The 21,972-nt window shown below is 72.8% G+C and carries 16 protein-coding genes and 1 pseudogene; 13 read left to right on the top strand and 4 right to left on the bottom strand.

Going from position 1 to position 21,972, the window contains the following annotated elements; genetic code table 11:
* The 5 genes from cobN to cobI all read left to right on the top strand — a co-directional run bounded on the left by cobN (position 1) and on the right by cobI (position 8,647).
* Positions 1–3,651, top strand: coding sequence for a cobaltochelatase subunit CobN (cobN, locus tag OG446_RS07180; protein ID WP_328898231.1), 3,651 nt, complete (start codon positions 1–3; stop codon positions 3,649–3,651).
* A 148-nt stretch (positions 3,652–3,799) separates the two neighbouring features.
* Positions 3,800–5,821 (top strand): putative cobaltochelatase, encoded by a 2,022-nt coding sequence (locus OG446_RS07185; RefSeq protein WP_328893223.1) that lies wholly within the window; start codon positions 3,800–3,802, stop codon positions 5,819–5,821.
* Positions 5,821–6,420, top strand: coding sequence for a cob(I)yrinic acid a,c-diamide adenosyltransferase (cobO, locus tag OG446_RS07190; RefSeq protein WP_328893224.1), 600 nt, complete (start codon positions 5,821–5,823; stop codon positions 6,418–6,420). Before OG446_RS07185 ends, cobO begins: the two co-directional genes overlap by 1 nt.
* Complete coding sequence (locus OG446_RS07195; protein ID WP_328893225.1) at positions 6,414–7,922, top strand: cobyrinate a,c-diamide synthase; 1,509 nt, start codon at positions 6,414–6,416, stop codon at positions 7,920–7,922. Before cobO ends, OG446_RS07195 begins: the two co-directional genes overlap by 7 nt.
* Complete coding sequence (gene cobI / locus OG446_RS07200; RefSeq protein WP_328893226.1) at positions 7,919–8,647, top strand: precorrin-2 C(20)-methyltransferase; 729 nt, start codon at positions 7,919–7,921, stop codon at positions 8,645–8,647. The genes OG446_RS07195 and cobI overlap by 4 nt, the downstream gene beginning before the upstream one ends.
* 17 nt (positions 8,648–8,664) lie before the next feature.
* On the opposite strand, the gene OG446_RS07205 is transcribed toward cobI, so the two are convergent.
* A complete protein-coding gene (locus OG446_RS07205; RefSeq protein WP_328893227.1) occupies positions 8,665–9,387 on the bottom strand; it encodes a ZIP family metal transporter in 723 nt (240 codons plus the stop codon).
* A 77-nt stretch (positions 9,388–9,464) separates the two neighbouring features.
* On the opposite strand from OG446_RS07205, the gene cobM reads away from it, so the two are divergent.
* From cobM to cobC, 5 genes and pseudogenes are all read left to right on the top strand, one after another.
* Complete coding sequence (gene cobM / locus OG446_RS07210; RefSeq protein ID WP_328893228.1) at positions 9,465–10,304, top strand: precorrin-4 C(11)-methyltransferase; 840 nt, start codon at positions 9,465–9,467, stop codon at positions 10,302–10,304.
* Positions 10,301–11,560, top strand: coding sequence for a precorrin-6y C5,15-methyltransferase (decarboxylating) subunit CbiE (gene cbiE / locus OG446_RS07215; protein ID WP_328893229.1), 1,260 nt, complete (start codon positions 10,301–10,303; stop codon positions 11,558–11,560). The genes cobM and cbiE overlap by 4 nt, the downstream gene beginning before the upstream one ends.
* Positions 11,557–13,281: a precorrin-3B C(17)-methyltransferase gene (gene cobJ / locus OG446_RS07220; protein ID WP_328893230.1), complete on the top strand. Its 1,725-nt coding sequence runs from the start codon at positions 11,557–11,559 to the stop codon at positions 13,279–13,281. The genes cbiE and cobJ overlap by 4 nt, the downstream gene beginning before the upstream one ends.
* 59 nt (positions 13,282–13,340) lie before the next feature.
* Entirely contained in the window at positions 13,341–14,252 is a 912-nt protein-coding gene (locus OG446_RS07225) for a sirohydrochlorin chelatase (protein WP_328893231.1), read from the top strand.
* Positions 14,221–15,330 (top strand): annotated as a pseudogene (cobC, locus tag OG446_RS07230) (Rv2231c family pyridoxal phosphate-dependent protein CobC); the annotation flags it as partial. The gene OG446_RS07225 and the pseudogene cobC, both read left to right, overlap by 32 nt.
* Here the strand turns inward: cobC and OG446_RS07235 are convergent.
* From OG446_RS07235 to OG446_RS07245, 3 genes are all read right to left on the bottom strand, one after another.
* On the bottom strand, positions 15,320–15,739 hold the full coding sequence (locus tag OG446_RS07235; RefSeq protein WP_328893232.1) for a group I truncated hemoglobin: 420 nt from the start codon (positions 15,737–15,739) through the stop codon (positions 15,320–15,322). The pseudogene cobC and the gene OG446_RS07235 sit on opposite strands and share 11 nt — an antisense overlap.
* Before the next feature lie 216 nt (positions 15,740–15,955).
* The gene (locus OG446_RS07240) at positions 15,956–17,032 is read right to left on the bottom strand and encodes an SCO1860 family LAETG-anchored protein (RefSeq protein WP_328893233.1); all 1,077 of its coding nucleotides are present in this window, start codon (positions 17,030–17,032) and stop codon (positions 15,956–15,958) included.
* A 341-nt stretch (positions 17,033–17,373) separates the two neighbouring features.
* Positions 17,374–18,450, bottom strand: a complete 1,077-nt coding sequence (locus tag OG446_RS07245) for an amidohydrolase family protein (protein WP_443050265.1) — start codon at positions 18,448–18,450, stop codon at positions 17,374–17,376.
* Positions 18,451–18,632: 182 nt separating this feature from the next.
* Here OG446_RS07245 and OG446_RS07250 point away from each other — a divergent pair, with 182 nt between their 5' ends.
* The 3 genes from OG446_RS07250 to ectB all read left to right on the top strand — a co-directional run bounded on the left by OG446_RS07250 (position 18,633) and on the right by ectB (position 21,934).
* Positions 18,633–19,739: a pyridoxal-phosphate-dependent aminotransferase family protein gene (locus tag OG446_RS07250; RefSeq protein ID WP_328893235.1), complete on the top strand. Its 1,107-nt coding sequence runs from the start codon at positions 18,633–18,635 to the stop codon at positions 19,737–19,739.
* A 320-nt stretch (positions 19,740–20,059) separates the two neighbouring features.
* Positions 20,060–20,590, top strand: coding sequence for a diaminobutyrate acetyltransferase (gene ectA, locus OG446_RS07255; protein WP_261991328.1), 531 nt, complete (start codon positions 20,060–20,062; stop codon positions 20,588–20,590).
* 81 nt (positions 20,591–20,671) lie between these two features.
* The gene (ectB, locus tag OG446_RS07260; protein WP_328893236.1) at positions 20,672–21,934 is read left to right on the top strand and encodes a diaminobutyrate--2-oxoglutarate transaminase; all 1,263 of its coding nucleotides are present in this window, start codon (positions 20,672–20,674) and stop codon (positions 21,932–21,934) included.
* Positions 21,935–21,972 lie beyond the last annotated feature (38 nt).

Here is a 21,972-nt window from a genome sequence, read left to right on the forward strand (position 1 = left end):
ATGAGCACCGTGCTGCTGTTGTCGACCGCCGACACCGACCTCCTCGCCGCGCGCGCCTCGGGCGCGCCGTACAGGATCGGCAACCCGACCCGTATCGACGTCCAGGGCGAACTGCCCGCACTGATCGAGGGCTGCTCCGTCGCCGTGGTCCGTCTGCTGGGCGGCAAGCGCGCCTGGGAGGACGGCCTCGCGGCGCTGAAGGCGTCGGGCATCCCCACCGTGCTGCTCGGCGGTGAGACCGTGCCGGACGCCGAGCTGATGGCCGAGTCGTCCGTACCGGCGGGCGTCGTCGCCGAGGCGCTGCGCTACCTGGTGGAGGGCGGCCCGGGCAACCTCGTCGAGCTGGCCCGCTTCCTCTCCGACACCGTCCTGCTGACCGGGCACGGCTTCGCCGAACCGCAGAAGATGCCCGAGTGGGGTCTGCACGGCAGCCGTGCGTTCACCGAGGGCCGCCCGACCGTGGGCGTGCTCTTCTACCGGGCGCACCACCTCTCCGGCAACACCTCGTTCGTCGACGTGCTGTGCGACGCCGTCGAGGCACGCGGCGCCAACGCCCTTCCCGTGTACTGCGGTTCGCTGCGCGGCGCGGACGCCGGTCTGTACGAGCTCCTCGGCCGGGCCGACGCCCTGGTCGCCACGGTGCTCGCGGCCGGCGGCACCCGTGCGTCGGACGCCTCCGCCGGGGGCGACGACGAGGCCTGGGACATCGGGGCGCTCGCCGATCTGAACGTGCCGGTGCTGCAGGGGCTCTGCCTGACGTCCTCGCGGGCGGCGTGGGACGCGTCGGACGCCGCGCTCTCCCCCATGGACGCGGCGATGCAGGTCGCCATCCCGGAGTTCGACGGCCGGCTCATCACCGTGCCGTTCTCCTTCAAGGAGCAGGGCCCGGACGGAGTGCCGGTGTACCGCGCCGACCCCGAGCGCGCCGCCCGCGTCGCCGGGATCGCCGTCCGCCACGCCGTTCTCAAGCACAAGACCAACGCCGAGAAGAAGCTCGCCCTGGTCTTCACCGCGTACCCCACCAAGCACTCCCGCGTCGGCAACGCGGTCGGCCTGGACACCCCCGCCTCCGCGATCCGTGTCCTGGACGCCCTGCGCGACGCCGGCTACGGGGTCGACGGCCACCCGGACAACGGCGACGAGCTGATCCACCGGCTCATCAACGCCGGTGGCCACGACGTGGAGTGGCTGACCGAGGAGCAGCTCGCGGCGGCCCCCGCCAGGGTGCCGCTGGCCGACTACCGCGCGTGGTTCGCGAAACTGGAGCCGGGACTGCGCGACTCGATGCTGGAGCACTGGGGCGAGCCGCCGGGCTCGCTGTACGTGGACGGCGACGACATCGTCCTCGCCTCGCTCCAGTTCGGGAACGTGGTGGTCCTGATCCAGCCGCCGCGCGGATTCGGCGAGAACCCGATCGCGATCTACCACGACCCGGACATGCCGCCCTCGCACCACTACCTGGCGACGTACCGCTGGCTGGAGAACACGTTCGGCGCGGACGCCGTCGTCCACATGGGCAAGCACGGCACGATGGAGTGGCTGCCGGGCAAGGGCCTCGGCCTGTCCGCCGGCTGCGGCCCGGACGCGGTGCTCGGCGAACTGCCGCTGATCTACCCGTTCATCGTCAACGACCCGGGCGAGGGCACCCAGGCCAAGCGCCGCGGCCACGCCACGGTGGTGGACCACCTCGTCCCGCCGATGGCCCGTGCCGACACGTACGGCGATCTGGCGAAGCTGGAGCAGCTGCTCGACGAGTACGCGCTGGTCAGCGATCTGGACCCGACCAAGGCGCCGACGGTGCGGGCGCAGATCTGGACGCTGGTCAAGGCCGCGGAGCTGCACCACGACCTGCATGTCGACGAGCAGCCGGGCGACGACGACTTCGACTCGTTCGTCATGCACATCGACGGCTACCTCTGCGAGATCAAGGACGTCCAGATCCGCGACGGTCTGCACGTCCTGGGCGGCGGCCCGGTCGACGAGGCCCGGGTCAACCTGGTCCTCGCGGTGCTGCGGGCCTCGCAGGTGTGGGGCGGCACGGCGAACGCGCTGCCCGGTCTGCGGGCGGCCATCGCCGAGCACTTCGGGCTCAGCGAGAAGGAGTTGCTGGGCGAGCCGGGCGCGGCCGTGAAGGTGCCGGCCGAGCTGAGTGAGCTGGTGGACGGCCCGGCCAGGACGGGCGCGGACGCGATCGACCTGCTGGAGCAGCTGTGCCGCCGGCTCGCGGAGGGCATGGAGGCGCGCGGCTGGGACGTGACCGCGGCGGCCGGGCTGGTACGCGAGGTACTGGGCTTCGAACTCCCGGACGCCGTCGCCGTCCTGGGCTTCGCCTGCGAGGAGGTCGTGCCCCGGCTGGCCCGGACGACCGACGAGATCGACCACATCCTGCTCGCCCTGAACGGCGGCTTCGTCCCGGCGGGCCCCTCGGGTTCACCGACCCGCGGGCTCGTCAACGTGCTGCCGACGGGCCGCAACTTCTACTCGGTGGACCCGAAGGCGATTCCGTCCCGGCTGTCGTGGGAGGTCGGCCAGTCGCTCGCCGACTCGCTGATCGCCCGGTACCTCGCCGACACGGGCGACTACCCGAAGTCGGTCGGCCTGACCGTGTGGGGGACCTCCGCCATGCGCACGCAGGGCGACGACATCGCGGAGATCCTGGCGCTCCTCGGCTGCCGCCCGGTGTGGGACGACGCCTCGCGGCGGGTGACGGGCTTCGAGGTGGTGCCGGTGACCGAGCTGGGCCGGCCGCGCATCGACGTGACGGTCCGGATCTCGGGCTTCTTCCGGGACGCGTTCCCGCATGTGGTGGGGCTGATCGACGACGCGGTGCGCGCGGTGGCGGAGCTGGACGAGCCGGCCGACTCCAACTACGTACGGGCGCACGCCGACGAGGACACGGCGGAGCACGGCGACCGCCGCCGGGCCACGGCACGCATCTTCGGCTCGAAGCCGGGGGCGTACGGGGCGGGGCTGCTGCCGCTGATCGACGCGCGCAACTGGCGCTCGGACGCGGACCTGGCCGAGGTGTACGCGGTCTGGGGCGGTTACGCGTACGGGCGCGGGCTGGAGGGGCGGGCGGCGCGCGGGGACATGGAGACGGCGTTCCGGCGGATCGCGGTGGCGGCCAAGAACGTCGACACGCGCGAACACGACCTGGTGGATGCCGATGACTACTTCCAGTACCACGGCGGCATGGTCGCCATGGTGCGGCATCTGACGGGTGAGTCGCCCGAGGCGTACGTGGGCGATTCGGCGACGCCGGACCAGGTGAAGACGCGGACGCTGGGCGAGGAGACGCACCGGGTGTTCCGGGCGCGGGTGGTGAACCCGCGCTGGATGGCGGCGATGCGCCGGCACGGCTACAAGGGCGCCTTCGAGATGGCCGCGACCGTGGACTACCTGTTCGGGTACGACGCGACGGCGGGGGTGGTCGACGACTGGATGTACGAGAAGTTGTCGGCGGAGTACGTGTTCGATCCGGAGAACCGGGACTTCATGAAGAAGTCCAACCCGTGGGCGCTGCGGGGGATCTCGGAGCGGCTGCTGGAGGCGGCGGAGCGGGGGCTTTGGGCGGAGCCGGACGCGGAGACGCTGGAGCGGCTGCGGGCGACGTACCTGGAGCTCGAGGGCGAACTGGAGGGGGACGCGTGAGGGGGCCCCGCCTGGCGCCTGCGGCGGGGCTGTCCCCTGCCCGCCCCTTCCCGAACCGGGGCTCCGCCCCGGGCCCCGCTCCTCAGACGCCGGAGGGGCTGGAGTTCGCCCTGCGGGGACTTGATTGTTCCCTTGCCAAGGAGGCCTTGTGAGTACGCCTTATCCCTTCACCGCCATCGTCGGGCAGGACGACCTCCGGCTCGGGCTGCTGCTCAACGCCGTCTCCCCCGCCGTGGGCGGCGTCCTCGTGCGCGGCGAGAAAGGGACCGCCAAGTCCACCGCCGTGCGCGCGCTCGCCGCGCTCATGCCCGAGGTGTCCGTCGTCCCCGGCTGCCGCTTCTCGTGCGACCCGACGTCACCCGACCCGGCGTGTCCCGACGGCCCCCACGAAGCCTCGTCCGGCGCGTCGCGCGCGGCGCGGACCGTGGAGCTGCCCGTCGGCGCGTCCGAGGACCGGCTCGTCGGGGCGCTGGACATCGAGCGGGCGCTCGCCGAGGGCGTGAAGGCCTTCGAGCCGGGGCTCCTCGCGGACGCGCATCGCGGGATCCTGTACGTGGACGAGGTCAACCTCCTCCATGACCACCTGGTCGATCTGCTGCTGGATGCCGCGGCCATGGGTGCCTCGTACGTGGAGCGCGAAGGCGTCTCCGTACGGCATGCCGCCCGCTTCCTGCTGGTCGGAACGATGAACCCCGAAGAGGGGGAGCTGCGCCCGCAGTTGCTCGACCGGTTCGGGTTGACCGTCGAGGTCGCCGCCTCCCGTGAGACCGATCTGCGGGTCGAGGTCGTGCGACGCCGGCTCGCGTACGACGACGATCCGGCCGCGTTCGCCGCGCAGTGGGCCGACGAGGAAGGCGCGTTGCGGGCCCGGATCGTTGCCGCACGGGCCCTGCTTCCCCAAGTACGGCTCGGCGACGGTGCGTTGCGGCAGATCGCGGCCACCTGCGCCGCCTTCGAGGTCGACGGGATGCGGGCCGACATCGTGATGGCCCGGACCGCCACCGCTCTGGCCGCCTGGGCGGGGCGTACCGATGTACTGGCCGAGGACGTGCGGCAGGCCGCCCTGCTCGCGCTCCCCCACCGGCGTCGGCGCAACCCGTTCGACGCGCCGGGACTCGACGAGGACAAGCTCGACGACACGCTGGAGCAGAACAGCGGCGAGGACGACGATCCGGACCCCGACGGGCCTGGTGGAGGCGGCCGGCCGCCGGAGGGCGACGGGCCGGACACGCCGCCGCAGCCCGAGGGCGGCGCCGAAGACACGCCCGCGCAGTCCGTCCCCGAGCAGGGCGGCGAGAAGGAACAGGGGCAGCCCGGCGGCGGAAGCGGTGAGCAGCAGCCCGTACGGGCCGGTGAGCCGTTCCGTACGAAGATGCTGAGCGTGCCGGGTCTCGGCGAGGGCGCGGCGGGGCGGCGGTCCCGGGCGCGTACCGAGCACGGGCGGACGACCGGTGCGCGGCGTCCGCAGGGCGCGCTGACCAAGCTGCACCTGGCCGCGACCGTGCAGGCCGCCGCACCGCATCAGCGGGCGCGGGGCCGGTCGGGCCGGGGTCTGGTGGTGCGGCGGGACGATCTGCGGCAGTCGGTGCGGGAGGGGCGTGAGGGGAACCTCGTGCTGTTCGTCGTGGACGCCTCCGGGTCGATGGCCGCCCGGCAGCGGATGACCGCGGTGAAGGGTGCGGTGCTCTCCCTGTTGATGGATGCCTACCAGCGGCGCGACAAGGTCGGGCTGATCACCTTCCGGGGCAAGGACGCCGAGGTGGTGCTGCCGCCGACGTCGTCGGTGGACGCGGCTGCCGCGCGGCTGGAGATGCTGCCGACCGGCGGGCGTACCCCGGTGGCCGCCGGGCTGCTCAAGGCCCATGACGTGCTGCGGGTGGAGCGGCTGCGCGATCCTTCGCGGCGGCCGTTGCTGGTCGTGGTGACGGACGGGCGGGCGACCGGGGGGCCGGAGCCGGTGGCGCTGGCCGCGCGGGCGGCCCGGCTGCACGAGGTGGAGGGCACGGCTTCCGTCGTCGTGGACTGCGAGTCGGGGCCCGTGCGCCTCGGGCTCGCGGTGAGCCTCGCGGGCGAGCTGGGCGGTACCGCCGTCACGCTCGACGAGCTGCGGGCCGACTCGATCGCGGGTCTGGTCAAGGACGTTCAGGGCTACAGCAGGAGGGCCGCGTAATGCCGCAGGGACAGCCGGTCAGCGTGCCGGACGACGGACTCACCACGCGTCAGCGTCGCAACCGTCCGCTGCTGGTGGTGCACACCGGCATCGGCAAGGGCAAGTCGACGGCGGCCTTCGGGCTGGCGCTGCGTGCCTGGAATCAGGGGTGGCCGATCGGGGTCTTCCAGTTCGTGAAGTCGGCGAAGTGGAAGGTCGGCGAGGAGAACGCGCTGAAGGTCCTCGGCGCGAGCGGCGAGGGCGGTTCCGTCGCCTGGCACAAGATGGGCGAGGGCTGGTCCTGGGTCCAGCGCGACCAGCAGCTGGACAACGAGGCGGCGGCGCGGGAGGGCTGGGAGCAGGTCAAGCGTGACCTGGCAGCCGAGACGTACCGGCTGTACGTACTCGACGAGTTCGCCTACCCGATGCACTGGGGATGGGTCGACACCGACGAGGTCGTCGAGGTGCTGCGTCGGCGGCCGGGCAGCCAGCACGTGGTGATCACCGGGCGCAACGCGCCTGCCGCGCTGGTGGAGGCCGCCGATCTGGTGACCGACATGTCGAAGGTCAAGCACCCTATGGACGCCGGACAGAAGGGCCAGAGGGGCATCGAGTGGTGAACGTTCCGCGCCTGGTCATCGCCGCGCCGTCGTCCGGCAGCGGCAAGACCACCGTCGCGACGGGCCTGATGGCCGCCTTCGCCGGGCGGGGGCTCGCCGTGTCCGGGCACAAGGTGGGGCCCGACTACATCGATCCGGGCTACCACACCCTCGCCACCGGGCGGCCGGGGCGCAATCTCGACGCGTACATGTGCGGGCCCGAGCTGATCGCTCCACTGTTCGCGCACGGTGCGCAGGGGTGTGACCTGGCGGTCGTCGAGGGCGTGATGGGGCTGTACGACGGGGCGTCGGGCCAGGGCGAGCTCGCTTCGACCGCGCACGTCGCGAAGTTGTTGCGGGCGCCGGTGGTGCTCGTCGTCGACGCGTCGTCGCAGTCGCGGTCCGTGGCAGCGCTGGTGCACGGTTTCGCCTCGTGGGACACGCAGGTGCGGATCGGCGGGGTGATCCTGAACAAGGTGGGCTCCGACCGGCACGAGGCGTTGCTGCGGGAGGCGCTGGACGAGTCCGGGGTGCCGGTGCTGGGGGTGTTGCGGCGGGCCGAGCAGGTGGCTGTGCCGTCGCGGCATCTGGGGCTGGTGCCGGTGGCCGAGCGGCGGGGCGATGCGGTGGCCGCTGTCGCGGCGATGGGGGATCGGGTGCGGGCCGGATGTGACCTGGAGGCGTTGCTTGCCTTGGCGCGGTCCGCGCCTGCTGTGCCGGGTGCGGGTGCGTGGAGTGCGGCTGAGGCGGTGGGCGCCTGCGGCGGGCCTGTTCCCCTCCCCGCCCCTTCCCGTGTCCGGGGGCTCCGCCCCCGGACCCCCGCTCCTCAAACGCCGGAGGGGCTGGATTGTGCCCCGGAAGGGCTGGGACGTACGCGGGGAGGCACGGAAGGTATGCCGACGGGGCTGAAAAGCACGCCGGAACGGCTGAAGATTGCCGTCGCCTCCGGGCCGGCGTTCACCTTCTCCTACGCCGAGCACGGCGAGCTGCTCGCCGCCGCCGGGGCCACCGTCGTGCCGTTCGATCCGTTGCGGGACGAGGCGCTGCCCGAAGGGACTCGGGGGCTGGTCATCGGGGGCGGGTTTCCCGAGGTGTACGGCCCCGAACTGTCGGCCAACGAGCCGTTGCGCAAGGCCGTGGCGGAGCTCGCCGCCTCCGGGGCCCCGGTGGCCGCCGAGTGTGCGGGGCTGCTGTATCTGGCGCGGTCGCTGGACGGGCTGCCGATGTGCGGGGTCCTGGACTCCGAGGCGCGGATGTCGGAGCGGCTGACGCTCGGCTACCGGGACGCCGTGGCGCTCTCCGACAGTGTGCTGGCGGTGGCCGGGACGCGGATGCGGGGGCACGAGTTCCACCGCACCGTGCTGGAACCCGGGTCCGGGGATGCTCCGGCCTGGGGCATGCATCAGCCGGAGCGGCGCGTCGAGGGGTTCGTGCAGCAGGGCGTGCACGCGAGTTATCTGCATACGCACTGGGCCTCGGCGCCCGGTACGGCCCGCCGATTCGTGGAGAGGTGCAAGGGATGAACACGCTGGTCGGGGTCGGAGTCGGACCCGGTGATCCGGAGCTGGTGACCGTCAAGGGCGTCAACGCGCTGCGTGATGCCGCCGTCGTCGTGGTGCCCGTGATGGACACCGGTGAGCGGGGGCGTGCCGAGGCGACGGTGCTGCATTACGTCGGTGCCGAGAAGGTCGTGCGGGTCGTGTTCGCGCTCAACGAGCGCACGGACCGGGCGCGCCGCGAGGCGGCGTGGGACGCGGCGGGTGCGCGGGTCGCGGAGCTGCTGCGTACGCATGGTTCGGTGGCGTTCGCGACCATCGGCGATCCGAACGTGTACTCGACGTTCACGTATCTCGCGCACACGATCGGTGAGCTGCTGCCGGGTACGGCCGTGGTGACGGTGCCGGGGATCACGGCGATGCAGGACCTGGCCGCGCGCAGCGGCGCGGTGCTGACCGAGGGCACCGAGCCGTTGACGCTGGTGCCGGTGACCGCCGGGGCGGCCGTGCTGAGGGAGGCCCTGAAGGGGCCCGGGACGGTCGTCGCGTACAAGTTCGGGCGGCTGGCCGAGGAGGTCGCCACGGCGTTGCGGGAGACGGGGCGGACCGAGGACGCGGTGTGGGGTTCGGCGCTCGGGCTGCCGGAGGAGTCGATCCGGCCGGCGGCTGAGCTGGCCGACGGACCGTTGCCGTACCTCTCCACGCTGATCGCGCCGGCGCCGCGCGACGGCGGACGGGGCGGCAAGTTGTGAGGCGTTCGCCCCGGGGGTCACTGCGCCAGGCCCACCACCAGCCAGATGAAGCCCACTCCGGCGACCGTGCACAGCAGGGTCGAGCGGGCCGGGTGCTCGTGGTGCGCCTCGGGCAGGATCTCGGCCGCGGCGAGGTACAGCAGGGCGCCGCCGAAGAAGCCGAGATAGCAGCCGAGGAGTTGCTCCGGAAGGGTGAACACGAGCGTCGTCGCCGCGCCGACGACGGGCGCCGCCGCGTCCGCGTACAGCATCGTCATGGCCTTGCGGCGGGCGTTCCCGTACAGGCTGGTGATCGTGTACGTGTTGAAGCCGTCCGCGAAGTCGTGGGTGATGACGGCGAGGGCGACGGCCGCTCCCATGCCGCCGCCGACCTGGAAGGCCGCGCCGAGCGCCACGCCGTCCATCAGGCTGTGCAGGACCATCGCGGCCGCCGCCGTCAGACCGACCTGGGGCACGCGTTCCTCGCTCGCGCCGTGTGCCGCCTGGCGTACGGCGAGCAGACGCTCCACCAGGTGCGCGAAGAGGAAGCCGCCCACGAACAGCAGCAGGGCGGCCGGTACGCCGAAGACGAGGCCGCCCGCTGCCTCGATGGCCTCCGGCAGCAGGTCGAGGCCGACGACGCCGAGCATCAGTCCGCCGGCGAGTCCGAGCACCAGGTGGCGGCGGTCGGTGACGCGCTGGGCGACCCAGCCGCCGACCAGGGTCATCAGGAACGCGCCGAGCGCGACGAACACCGCCATGGGCTCTTGCTAGCCGATTGACCCCGGTGCGCGCATCCCCGAATCCCACGATCCACGTTCTCGAAAGGACCCGTTCCATGTCCGAAGCAGTCGACGCAGCCGCCGCGCCCACCCGTGGCACCGTGACGTTCGTCGGTGCCGGCCCCGGCGCCGCCGATCTGCTGACCTTCCGGGCGGCGCGGGCCATCGCGGCCGCCGACATCGTCATCTGGGCGGCCAGCCTCGTGCAGGAGGAGGTCCTCGAACACGCCCGGGAGGGGGCCGAGATCCTCGACTCGGCGCAGATGTCCCTCGAAGAGGTCGTCGCCGTGTACCGGCGGGCGGCGGAGGAAGGACTGAAGGTCGCCAGGATCCACTCCGGTGACCCGGCGCTGTGGGGTGGCACCCAGGAGCAGGTCGACCGGTGCGGCGAGCTGGGGGTCGCGGTCGAGATCGTGCCCGGGGTGTCGTCGTTCTCGGCGGTCGCGGCCATCGCGCAGCGCGAGCTGACGATTCCGGAGGTGGCGCAGTCGGTGATCCTGACCCGGCTCGGTGGCGGCAAGACGCCGATGCCGCCCGGCGAGGAGGTGCGGGAGTTCGCCCGGCACGGCACGACGATGGCGCTGTTCCTGTCGGCGGCCCGGTCCGGTCAGCTGACGCAGGAGCTGCTGGAGGGCGGCTATCCGACGTCGACTCCGGTGGTGATCGCGTACCAGGCGACGTGGCCGGAGGAGCTGATCCTGCACTGCACGATCGAGACGCTGGAGGCCACGGTCAAGGAGCACAAGCTCTGGAAGCACACGCTGTTCCTGGTCGGCCCGGCGCTGTCGGCGTCCGGGACGCGTTCGCACCTGTACCACCCGGGCCACTTCCACGGGTACCGCAAGGCCGACAGGGCGGCGCGGGCCGAGTTGCGCGCCCAGCGGTCCGGCTCGTGATCCGGGTCTTCGGTACGGGGACGGGGGCGCCGCCCACGCCCGAGGCCGTGCGGGCGGTGGCCGGGGCCACGTTGGTGGCCGGGGCCCGGCGTCATCTGGACGCCGGCCCGCTTCCGGCGGGCGCCGGGCGGGTGGTGCTGGGGCCGCTGGCCCCGGCACTCGACCGGATCGGGAGGCACCTCGCCGAGGACGACGGGGCGCGGGTGGTCGTGCTGGCCTCCGGCGATCCGGGGTTCTTCGGGATCGTGCGGGCGCTGGCGGAACGGTTCGGGCCCGAGGCGCTCGATGTGCGGCCGGGGGCCCCGTCGATCGCGGTGGCGTTCGCCCGGCTGGGCCTGCCGTGGGACGACGCGGTCGTGGTCAGCGCGCACGGGCGGGATCCGCGGACCGCGGTCAACGTCTGCTTCGCGCACCCGAAGGTCGCGGTGCTGACGGGGCCGGGCGCCGGGCCCGCCGAGCTGGCGGCCGGGCTGCTGTACCGGAGCCAGGAGCGGACCCTGGTCGTCGCGACGGCGCTCGGGGATCCGGAGCACGAGCGCGTCGAGCGGCTGACGCTGCACGAGGCGGCGGGCCGTGAGTGGCCGGATCCGGTGAGTGTGGTGCTGTGCCTGGACGAGTCGCGGGCCCTTTCGCCGGTGCGCACGGTGGCGGGTCCGGCGGCCGGTCCGGCCGGCTGGGCGCTGGCCGAGGCGGAGTTCGAGCACCGTGACTCGATGATCACCAAGTTCGAGGTGCGGGCGCTGGCGCTGGCGCGTCTCGGGCCGCGCACGGGTGATCTGGTGTGGGACATCGGTGCCGGTTCGGGTTCGGTGGCGGTGGAGTGCGCGCGGCTCGGCGCGGCCGCTGTCGCTGTCGAGAAGACGGCGGACGGGGTCGAGCGGATCCGGGCGAACGCCGCCGCGCACGGCGTGTACGTGCGGGCGGTGCACGGTGCCGCGCCCATAGTGCTGTCCGATCTGGCGGACCCGGACGCGGTGTTCATCGGGGGCGGCGGTCATGAGCTGCCCGCGATCGTGACGGCGTGTGCCCGGCGGGCACGGCGTGCCGTCGTGGTCGCGGTGGCGGCCCTGGACCGGGTGGGGCCGGTGCGGTCGGCGCTGGCCGCCGCCGGGCTGGAGCCCGAGGGTGTGCTGCTGCAGTCGTCGCGGCTGGCGCCCCTGCCCGGTGACGTGACCCGGCTCGCCGCGGCCAACCCGGTCTTTCTGCTGTGGGGCGTCCGCCCCTCGGCCGGTGCGAATGAAGGAGCAACCCAGTGATCGGCCTGATCTCCGCGACGGCGGCGGGCGCCGTCGCCCGTGACCGGCTGGCCGCGGCCTGGCCCGGCCGTGCCGCGGTCTACGACGGTCCGGTGCGCGAGGCCGTGCAGCGGGCGTTCGGCGAGTGCGAGCAGTTGGTGTGCTTCCTCGCGACGGGGGCCGTGGTGCGGCTGGTCGCGCCGCTGCTCACGGACAAGGCGGCCGACCCCGGTGTCGTCTGCGTCGACGAGGCGGGGCGCCACGCGGTGGCGCTGCTCGGCGGGCACGGCGGCGGGGCGAACGCCCTCGCGGTGGCGGTCGGTGAGGTGCTGGGCGCGGCGCCGGTGGTGACGACGGCGACGGACGCGGTGGGCGTGCCCGGTCTGGACATGCTGGGCCTCCCCGTGGAGGGAGATGTCGCCGGGGTGTCGCGGGCGATGCTGGACGGTGCTCCGGTGGCGTTGCGGGCGGACGCGGTACGGCCGTTGCCTGCCCTGCCGCCGAATGTGCGCCCCGGCGCGACCGGATCGGCGGTGCTGCACCTCACCGACCGGATCGTGGAACTCGGGTCAAGGGAGGCCGCGTTGCGGCCCGCCTCGCTCGTCGTCGGGGTCGGTGCGTCGAAGGACGCGCCCGCGGACGAGGTGCTCGGGCTGATCCGGGACGCGCTGGCGGGGGCAGGTCTCTCGCCGTTGAGCATCGCGGAGCTGGTGACCGTGGACGCGAAGGCGCAGGAGCCCGGGATCGTGGCCGCCGCCGCACGGCTCGGCGTGCCGCTGCGTACGTACCCGGCCGAGGAGCTGGCCCGGATCGAGGTCCCGCATCCGTCGGAAGCGCCCCTCGCCGCGGTCGGTACGCCCTCGGTCGCGGAGGCCGCGGCGCTCGCGGGCGGCGGTGAACTCCTCGTGCCGAAGCGGAAGTCGGCCCCCGAGGGGCGGGCGGCGATGGCCACGTGTGCTGTCGTGCGCCGGGCGCCGCGTGGGCGGCTCGCGGTCGTGGGCCTCGGTCCCGGGGCGCGTGACCTGCTGACGCCGCGGGCCCGGGACGAGCTGCGGCGGGCGTCGGTGCTGGTCGGGCTCGATCAGTACGTCGACCAGATCCGGGATCTGCTGCGGCCGGGTACGACGGTTCTGGAGTCGGGCCTCGGGGCCGAGGAGGAGCGGGCCCGTACGGCGGTCGCCGAGGCGCGCAAGGGCCACGCCGTGGCGCTGATCGGCAGCGGTGACGCGGGGGTGTACGCGATGGCGTCGCCGGCGCTGGCCGAGGCGGGCGCCGACATCGACGTGGTGGGTGTGCCGGGGGTGACGGCGGCGCTGGCGGCGGCGGCGATCCTGGGCGCCCCGCTGGGCCACGACCATGTCTCGATCAGCCTCTCCGACCTGCACACCCCGTGGGAGGTCATCGAGCGCCGGGTCCGGGCCGCGGCCGAGGCCGACATCATCGTGACGTTCTACAACCCGCGCAGCCGGGGCCGCGACTGGCAGCTCCCGAAGGCGTTGTCGATCCTGTCGGAGCACCGGGATCCGGCCACTCCGGTCGGGGTCGTACGCAACGCCTCCCGGCCCGACGAGTCCAGCCGGGTGACCTCGCTCGCGGCCCTGGACCCGGCGGTCGTCGACATGATGACCGTCGTCACCGTGGGCAACACCGCCACCCGTGAGATCGCGGGCCGCATGGTCACCCCGCGCGGCTACCGCTGGCAGTCGGCCACGGCCGCCCCGGCACCGGAGGCGGCTTCGTGAACCGGGCCACCACCACCCCGTACCCCAACCCCACCCCCCATGAGCACCCAGGAGCATCCGTGAACACCCCGTCCGACCGGCCCGCACTGCTCATCGCCGGCCACGGCACCCGGGACGAGGGCGGGGCCGCCGCCTTCCGTGACTTCGTGGCCGAACTCGGCGCCCGTAACCCGCAGTTGCCCGTCGCGGGCGGATTCATCGAACTGTCGCCGCCACCGCTGGGCGACGCGGTGACCGAGCTCGTCGAGCAGGGCGTCAGGCACTTCGCCGCCGTCCCGCTGATGCTGGTGTCGGCCGGGCACGCCAAGGGCGACATCCCGGCGGCGCTGACCCGCGAGAAGGAGCGCCACCCGGGCATCTCGTACACGTACGGGCGTCCGCTGGGACCGCATCCGGCGCTGCTGAAGGTGCTGGAGCGGCGGGTGGACGAGGTGCTGGGCGACACGGACCGCTCCGAGGTGACGATTCTGCTGGTGGGGCGCGGCTCCACCGACCCGGACGCCAACGCCGAGGTGCACAAGGCCGCACGGCTGTTCTGGGAGGGCCGGGGCTACGCGGGTGTGGAAACCGCTTTCGTCTCGCTGGCCGCCCCTGATGTGCCGTCCGGTCTCGACCGTTGCGTGAAGCTGGGTGCGGGGCGCATAGTCGTTCTGCCGTACTTCCTCTTCACGGGCATCCTGCCGGACCGGGTGCGTCACCAGACCACGGAGTGGGCCGCCGCCCACCCCGGGCTGGACGTCCGGTCGGCCGAGGTGATCGGTGCCGCGGAAGAACTGCTCGATCTGGTCATGGAGCGCTACCGGGAGGCCGTCAAGGGCGATCTGCGGATGAACTGCGACTCTTGCGTGTACCGGATCGCACTGCCGGGCTTCGAGGACAAGGTGGGACTGCCGCAGCAGCCGCACTTCCACCCTGACGACGACGGCCATCACCACCACCCCCACCATGGCGGTCATGCACACTCCCATTGAGAGTCCCGACGCCACAGGCGCGGGCGCGCACGATCTGCGTCATCACGGTGACGCGGAGGTACGGGGACGGGGCCGGGATCTGACCGATCTCGCCGTCAACGTACGGGCCGGGACCCCACCGGCCTGGCTGAAGGAGCGGATAGCCGCGTCCCTGGGCACGCTCGCCGCGTACCCGGACGGGCGTGTCGCGCGTGCCGCGGTCGCCGCCCGGCACGGGCTGCCGCCGGAGCGGCTCCTGCTGACGGCGGGTGCGGCGGAGGCGTTCGTGCTGATCGCCCGCGCGCTGCCGGCCCGAAGACCGGTCGTGGTGCATCCGCAGTTCACCGAGCCGGAGGCGGCGTTGCGCGCGGCCGGGCACGAGGTGGGACGGGTGCTGCTGCGGGCCGGGGACGGCTTCCGGCTGGATCCGGCGGATGTGCCGGCCGACGCGGATCTGGTGGTGGTCGGCAATCCGACCAACCCGACGTCGGTGCTGCATCCGGCGGCCGTGCTGGAGCGGCTGGCGCGTCCCGGGCGGACGCTGGTGGTCGACGAGGCGTTCATGGACGCGGTGCCGGGCGAGCGCGAGGCGCTGTGCGGCCGTACGGACATCCCCGGGCTCGTGGTGCTGCGCAGCCTGACCAAGACGTGGGGGCTCGCCGGGCTGCGGATCGGGTACGTGGCGGCCGCGCCGGAGACCATCCGCACGCTGGAGGAGGCGCAGCCGTTGTGGCCCGTGTCGTCCCCGGCGCTGGCGGCGGCCGAGGCCTGTGTGGAACCGCGGGCGCTGGCCGAGGCGGCCGCGGCGGCGGACCGGATCGCGGTGGACCGCTGCCATCTGGTGGCGGGTCTGCGGGAGTTCACCGAGATACGGGTCGTGGAGCCGGCACAGGGACCGTTCGTGCTGATCCGGCTGGAGCGGGCCGGGGAGATACGTGAGCGGCTGCGGATGCTGGGTTTCGCGGCACGGCGCGGCGACACGTTTCCGGGGCTCGGCGAGGAGTGGCTCCGGCTGGCCGTACGGGACCGCACGACGACCAACCGGTTCCTCCAGGTGTTCGACCAGGCCCTTCAGGCACTGTCCGCGGTCAGCCGCTGACGATGTCCGGCTTGAGGGGGGCCAGCTTCGCGGCGATCAGGCCGATGGTGGCGGCATCGACGCCGCCGTCGGCCAGCGCTGCGGCGAGATGGTCCACGACCCGGTCGAAGTGGGGCCCGGTGATGCCGAGCCCCTGGTGGGCGTGGCTCATGGCCCGGCCGGTGTAGGGGGCCGTGGCGCCGAGGGCGCTGCCGACGAAGAAGCGCTGGTGCGCCTTGAGGCGGGTCACGTCCTTCCCCGCGAAGTAGGGCGTCAGCTCGGGGTCGGCCAGGACACGTGCGTAGAAGAGGTCCACCACGGCGGCGACGGCTGCGGCGCCGCCGATCCGCTCGAAGAGGGTGTCCGGCTGCGCGGCGGGGGTCTCGGGCGCCGACTCGTCCGGGGCCGCCGGATCTGTGGTCTGGTCCATGGCAGCCGAACATAGCGCCGATCCCCGCCGCCCCGTGAACATTCGTCCGAATTCGGCGCTGCCGTCGCACAAGTGGGAAGCGGCGCTCCGTCTGCGGAACGCCGCTTCCCTCCCCTCCTGGGGCCCGTCGCCACGCTGCCGTCGCCGCCCGAGAGGCGGACAGCAGTGTGACGACAGGCCCTACGGCCCCCCGACCGCCCCCTCGGGCCTCGGGTGTCAGCCCTGTGCACGCCTCCGGGCCACGACCATGGCGCCGGCGCCGACGGCCAGCAGGAGGGCTGCGCCTCCGGCGACGTACGGCGTGGTGGAGCTGCTGCCCGTCTCGGCGAGGTCGGCGTCGGTGGTGGTCCGCGGTGCGTCATCGGTGCCGGTCTGGGGCTTCACGTCGCCCCCGGTGTCGCCGGCCGTGTCACCGGCCGTGGAGCCCTCGGTGGAGCCTGCGGTCCCGGATCCGCCGTCGGTGGAGCCTCCGTTGGTGGAGCCCCCGTTGCCCGAACCGCCGTCGGTCGAACCGCCGTCGGTCGAACCCCCGTTGTCGCCGCCACCGTTGTCGCCGCCACCGTTCTCACCGCCGCCCGTGGAGGCCGCCTTCGGCGTCTCACAGGTGGCCTCGGCGAGCGTGACCTCACCCTTCACATCGGCGACGTTGAGTTCGAGCGGGTTGACCGAGACCTTCAGCTGCAGCGCGACCGCGGCGGCGGTGCGGGAGGTGGTACTCGTCTTCGACAGGTCGAGCGTCACGGAGCCGACGCCGGGCACCGCGATCTGCGTGGTGCCCGCGGCGGTGAGGGTGACGCGCTTGCCGAGGACCTTCACATGCCCCAGCACGTTCGACTCGGCGACCGGCTTGTGGCCCACCTCGCAGACCGCCTTCGACGTGACCTGCTCGACCTCGACCAGCGAGAGCAGCGGCAGACCGGGCAGGTGCAGCCGCGCCCTGACGATATTGCTGTAGCCCTCGGCACGATGCCCGTCCACGGTCGCCTTCGCGGTGGCCACATCGGCACGCAGCACCCGGACCGGCTTTCCGCCCTCCACCCCGTCGAGCTTCACGCTGAGCGCGGTCTTCTCCGCGCTCCGCGGCGCCTGCACCTCGTTGAGCGTGGCCTTGAGCGGCACGTCGATCGTCTTGTTCAGGAGCGAGACGTCGAGTGCGGTGCGGAGCACGACCGCGCTCGCCTTCCCGTCGCCGGTGGTCGTGGTGGTGGTGGCGTGCGCCGGGACGGCGACCAGCAGGGCGACGGGAGCGGCGGCGACCGCCAGGGCGGCGAGGCGGAAGGTGTTGCTGTTCAAGATGGTGGAACCCCCACAAGAGACATGGAGCCACCGGCGCCGTCCAATGGGGGACATCGCGGGCACCGGTGGCCTCGACTCCGTGAATCTTTACGCACAGAGGGTGAACTGGCAGACACCTGCCGTGAGTTCACCCCAAAGGGGGGTTTCCGTGTCTGTATTCGAATAATCCGGCACGTGCGTTCCTTGAGTTCACCCGTTTCACTGAACGCGGGCGGCTCGGAAGGGTCTCGCACCGGACCACGCCGAGTTCGCGGAGTGATTCAACGAGCGCGCGCGCTCCGGGTCACTGGCGGTCAACACGGCGCATCCCGGGCCGACCCCGGCCCGGGACACCCGGATCAGCCGATCACGCGCCCGTTCAGGACGACCCGGCGCGGGGCCGCCAGCACGCGCACGTCCGCCCGCGGATCCTCGTCGTACACCACCAGGTCGGCCGGCGCGCCCTCCTCCAGCCCCGGCCTGCCGAGCCAGGCGCGGGCCGCCCACGTCGTCGCGGACAGCGCCTCCAGGGCCGGGATGCCCGCCTTGACGAGCTCCGCCACCTCGTCGGCCACCAGACCGTGCGCGAGCACCCCGCCGGCGTCGGTGCCGACGAAGACCGGCACCCCCGCGTCGTACGCGGCGCGCACGGTGTCGTAGCGGCGCTCGTGGAGCCGGCGCATATGGGCGGACCAGCGGGGGTACTTGGCGTCGCCTCCCTCGGCGAGCATGGGGAAGGTGGCGATGTTGACCAGGGTGGGGACGATCGCGACCCCGCGTTCGGCGAAGAGCGGGATGGTCTCCTCGGTCAGCCCGGTCGCGTGCTCGACGCAGTCGATCCCTGCCTCGACGAGATCACGCAGCGAGTCCTCGGCGAAGCAGTGCGCGGTGACCCGGGCCCCCAGCCGGTGCGCTTCCGCGATGGCGGCCCCGACCTCCTCGCGCGGCCAGCAGGCGGTCAGGTCGCCCACCTCGCGGTCGATCCAGTCGCCGACGAGCTTCACCCAGCCGTCTCCGCGGCGCGCCTCCTGCCCGACGTACGCCACCAGTTCGTCCGGCTCGATCTCGTACGCGTAGTTCCTGGTGTACCGCCGGGTCCTGGCGATGTGCCGGCCGGCCCTGATGATCTTCGGCAGGTCCTCGCGGTCGTCGATCCACCGGGTGTCGGCGGGCGATCCCGCGTCCCGCAGGAGCAGCGCGCCCGCCTCCCGGTCGTCGAGGGCCTGCTTCTCGGTGGTCGCCGGGTCGACGGCGCCGTGGTGGTCGAGCCCGACGTGGCAGTGGGCGTCCACCAGTCCGGGCAGGGCCCAGCCGGTGACGACGACCGCCTCGTCCGCGCCCGGGGGCCGCTCGTAGGTCACCCTCCCGTCGACCGCCCAGATCTCGTCCCTGACGTCCTCGGGGCCGACGAGCACCCGCCCCTTCACCTGCAGCACCCGCGGCGCCTCGTGATCGCTCATGGACAGCACTGTACGAGGCACCGGTCCGCGGGCCGCGCCCCGCCGGACGGCGTCCGGCGGACGGGTCCGGGCCGCCCCCGGAGGGCTCGGTACCCTCGGTGCAGGCCTGGCCCACAGGCCGGCCCGCACACCGACCCGATCCCGAAGAGAGCACCACCGTGACGCACCCCTTCCTCGACCTGACCCCGCTCACCGCCGCGCATTTCGCGGCGATCGAGCGGCGCGTGGCCGGTCTCCTCGCCACCGAGCAGGACGTCGTCATCATGCAGGGCGAGGCGCTCCTCCCCCTCGAAGGCTGCATCAGGGGCGGTGCCCGGCCCGGATCGACGGCGCTGAACGTCGTCACGGGCCCGTACGGGCAGACGTTCGGCAACTGGCTGCGCGACTGCGGTGCCGAGGTCATCGATCTGGAGGTGCCCTTCCACACGGCCGTCACCGCCGGTCAGGTCGCGGACGCGCTGGCCGCGCACCCCGAGATCGACTTCGTGTCCCTGGTGCACGCGGAGGCGGCGACCGGCAACACCAACCCGGTCGCGGAGATCGGTGAGGTGGTCCGGGCGCACGGGGCGCTGTTCATGCTGGACGCGGTCGCCTCGGTGGGCGCCGAGCCGCTGCTGCCGGACGCCTGGGGCGTGGACCTGTGTGTGATCGGGGCGCAGAAGGCGATGGGCGGTCCGGCCGGGGTGTCCGCGGTGTCGGTGAGCGCACGCGCCTGGGAGCGGATCGCCGCCAACGCGCAGGCCCCACGCCGCTCCTACCTCTCCCTGCTGGACTGGAAGGAGCGCTGGATCGACGGCGGCCGCCGGGCGCTGCTGCACGCCCCGGCCCAGCTGGAGATGCTGGCCCTGGAGGCCTGCGTGGAGCGGATCGAGGCGGAGGGACTGGACGCGCTGATGGCCCGCCACGCCGCCGCGGCCGCGGCGACCCGGGCCGGCGCGGTGGCGCTCGGCGGCGGCCTCACGCCGTACGTGCACGAGGCGCGGGATGCCGCTCCGGTGGCGACCACACTGCGGACGCCGGACGGCGTGGACGCCGCGGAACTGGTCGCGCAGGCACGGGCGGCCGACCCGTCGCTGCCGCTGATCGCGGGGGGCGGGGCGCTGGCCAAGGAGATGATCCGGGTCAATCACTACGGTGTGGATGCGACGCGGGGCGCGGTGCTCTCCTCGCTCGCGGCTCTGGGGGCGGCGCTGGCCGATACCGGCCGGCAGGTCGATCTGGAAGCTGCCCGGAAGGCCGTTTCGGAAACCTGGACCGCCGCATAAATTCAGGCTCAATCCACAAATGCGGGGAGCTGCCTTATTCAGAGCAGCTCCCCGCATTCTTCTGCCCGCTTTCCCGGAGGCTAAACACCCCAGTTTCCACGGGACTCCATCTCCACAATTCGGTTGCGTCGCGCGAGAGTTACGACCTTGTGACCGACTCCACAACCGGGGGCGTTATGCCGGATAAATGCGTACCAAATCGGAAGAAAGCGTAGCGGTTTCGCGCCGGGGCGCACGCTCGCGTGATAACACAGCACATCGCCTCACCCAACCCCTTGGCCCGATGCAATTTCGAAATTTGCTGGGTAAATTCAATTCGCATGACCGCCGCACCAGCAGATTTTGCACGTGCCCGAAGCGAATTCATCACCATCGACACCCCACGAGTGGAGGACGGAGCCGCGATCTGGCGTATCGCCCGCGATTCCGAGGTCCTGGACCTCAACTCCTCGTACAGCTACCTGCTGTGGTGCCGTGACTTCGCGGCGACCTCCGTGGTCGCCCGCGACGAGACCGGCTCCCCGGTCGCCTTCGTGACGGGGTACATCAGGCCCGACCGCCCCGAGACGCTCGTCGTCTGGCAGGTGGCCGTCGACCACGGCCACCGAGGTACCGGACTGGCCGCGAAGCTGCTGGACGACCTGACCGCACGCGTCGCCGCGGAGCAGGGCCTCGCCTCGGTCGAGACGACCATCACCCCGGACAACAAGGCATCGGACCGCCTGTTCACCTCCTACGCACAGCGCCACGACGTGGCACTGGAACGCGAGGTGCTCTTCGACGGCGGCCTGTTCCCCGAGGGCACCCACCTGCCGGAAGTGCTCTACAGCATCGGCCCGTTCCACGCCTGAGCAGGCCCTTCCCGGCGGGTGCCGCCCGTCGCAGTCACCTTCACCGCCGCCCGTCACACCCCCTCACGCAGGAGACCCGCTGTGACCATCACCCCGCCCGCCCTCAGTGTCTTCGAGACCCTGGAGTCCGAGGTACGGAGCTACTGCCGAGGCTGGCCCGCCGTCTTCGACCGCGCGCAGGGCGCCCGGCTGACCGACGAGGACGGCCACTCGTACCTCGACTTCTTCGCCGGGGCCGGCTCCCTCAACTACGGCCACAACAACCCGGTGCTGAAACGCGCACTGATCGACTACATCGAGCGCGACGGCATCACCCACGGCCTGGACATGGCGACCACCGCCAAACGGGCCTTCCTGGAGACGTTCCAGAACGTCATCCTGCGGCCCCGCGACCTGCCGTACAAGGTGATGTTCCCCGGCCCGACCGGCACCAACGCGGTCGAGTCGGCGCTGAAGCTGGCCCGTAAGGTCAAGGGCCGCGAGTCCGTGGTCTCGTTCACCAACGCCTTCCACGGCATGTCGCTCGGCTCGCTCGCCGTCACCGGCAACGCCTTCAAGCGGGCGGGGGCCGGTATCCCGCTGGTGCACGGCACGCCGATGCCGTTCGACAACTACTTCGACGGCACCGTCCCGGACTTCCTCTGGTTCGAGCGGCTGCTGGAGGACCAGGGCTCCGGGCTCAACAAGCCCGCGGCGGTGATCGTGGAGACGGTCCAGGGCGAGGGCGGCATCAACGTCGCCCGCGCCGAGTGGCTGCGCGCGCTCCAGGAGCTGTGCCACCGCCAGGACATGCTGCTGATCGTCGACGACATCCAGATGGGCTGCGGCCGCACCGGCGGCTTCTTCTCCTTCGAGGAGTCGGGCATCACGCCGGACATCGTGACGCTGTCGAAGTCCATCAGCGGCTACGGACTGCCCATGTCCCTCTGCCTGTTCAAGCCCGAGCTGGACATCTGGGAGCCGGGCGAGCACAACGGCACCTTCCGCGGCAACAACCCGGCGTTCGTCACCGCCGCCGCGGCGCTCGACGCCTACTGGGCGGACGGCCAGATGGAGAAGCAGACGCTGGCGCGCGGCGAGCAGGTCGAGCAGGCCCTGCTGGCGATCTGCGCCGAGCACGACAGCGCGCAGTTCCGCGGCCGCGGACTGGTGTGGGGCATGGAGTTCAACGACCCGGCCCGCGCTTCCGCCGTCTGCGCCCGCGCGTTCGAGCTGGGACTGCTGCTGGAGACCTCCGGTCCGCAGAGCGAGGTCGTCAAGCTGCTGCCGCCGCTGACCATCACCCCCGAGGAGCTGGACGAGGGCCTGCGCACGCTGGCCCGCTGCGTCCGGGAGACCGCCTGACCCGGGCCCGCCCCGGGCGGGCCCGACGAGAAACACCG

The sequence above is a fragment of the Streptomyces sp. NBC_00236 genome, assembly GCF_036195045.1.
In the GTDB taxonomy this organism is placed as follows: Bacteria; Actinomycetota; Actinomycetes; order Streptomycetales; family Streptomycetaceae; genus Streptomyces.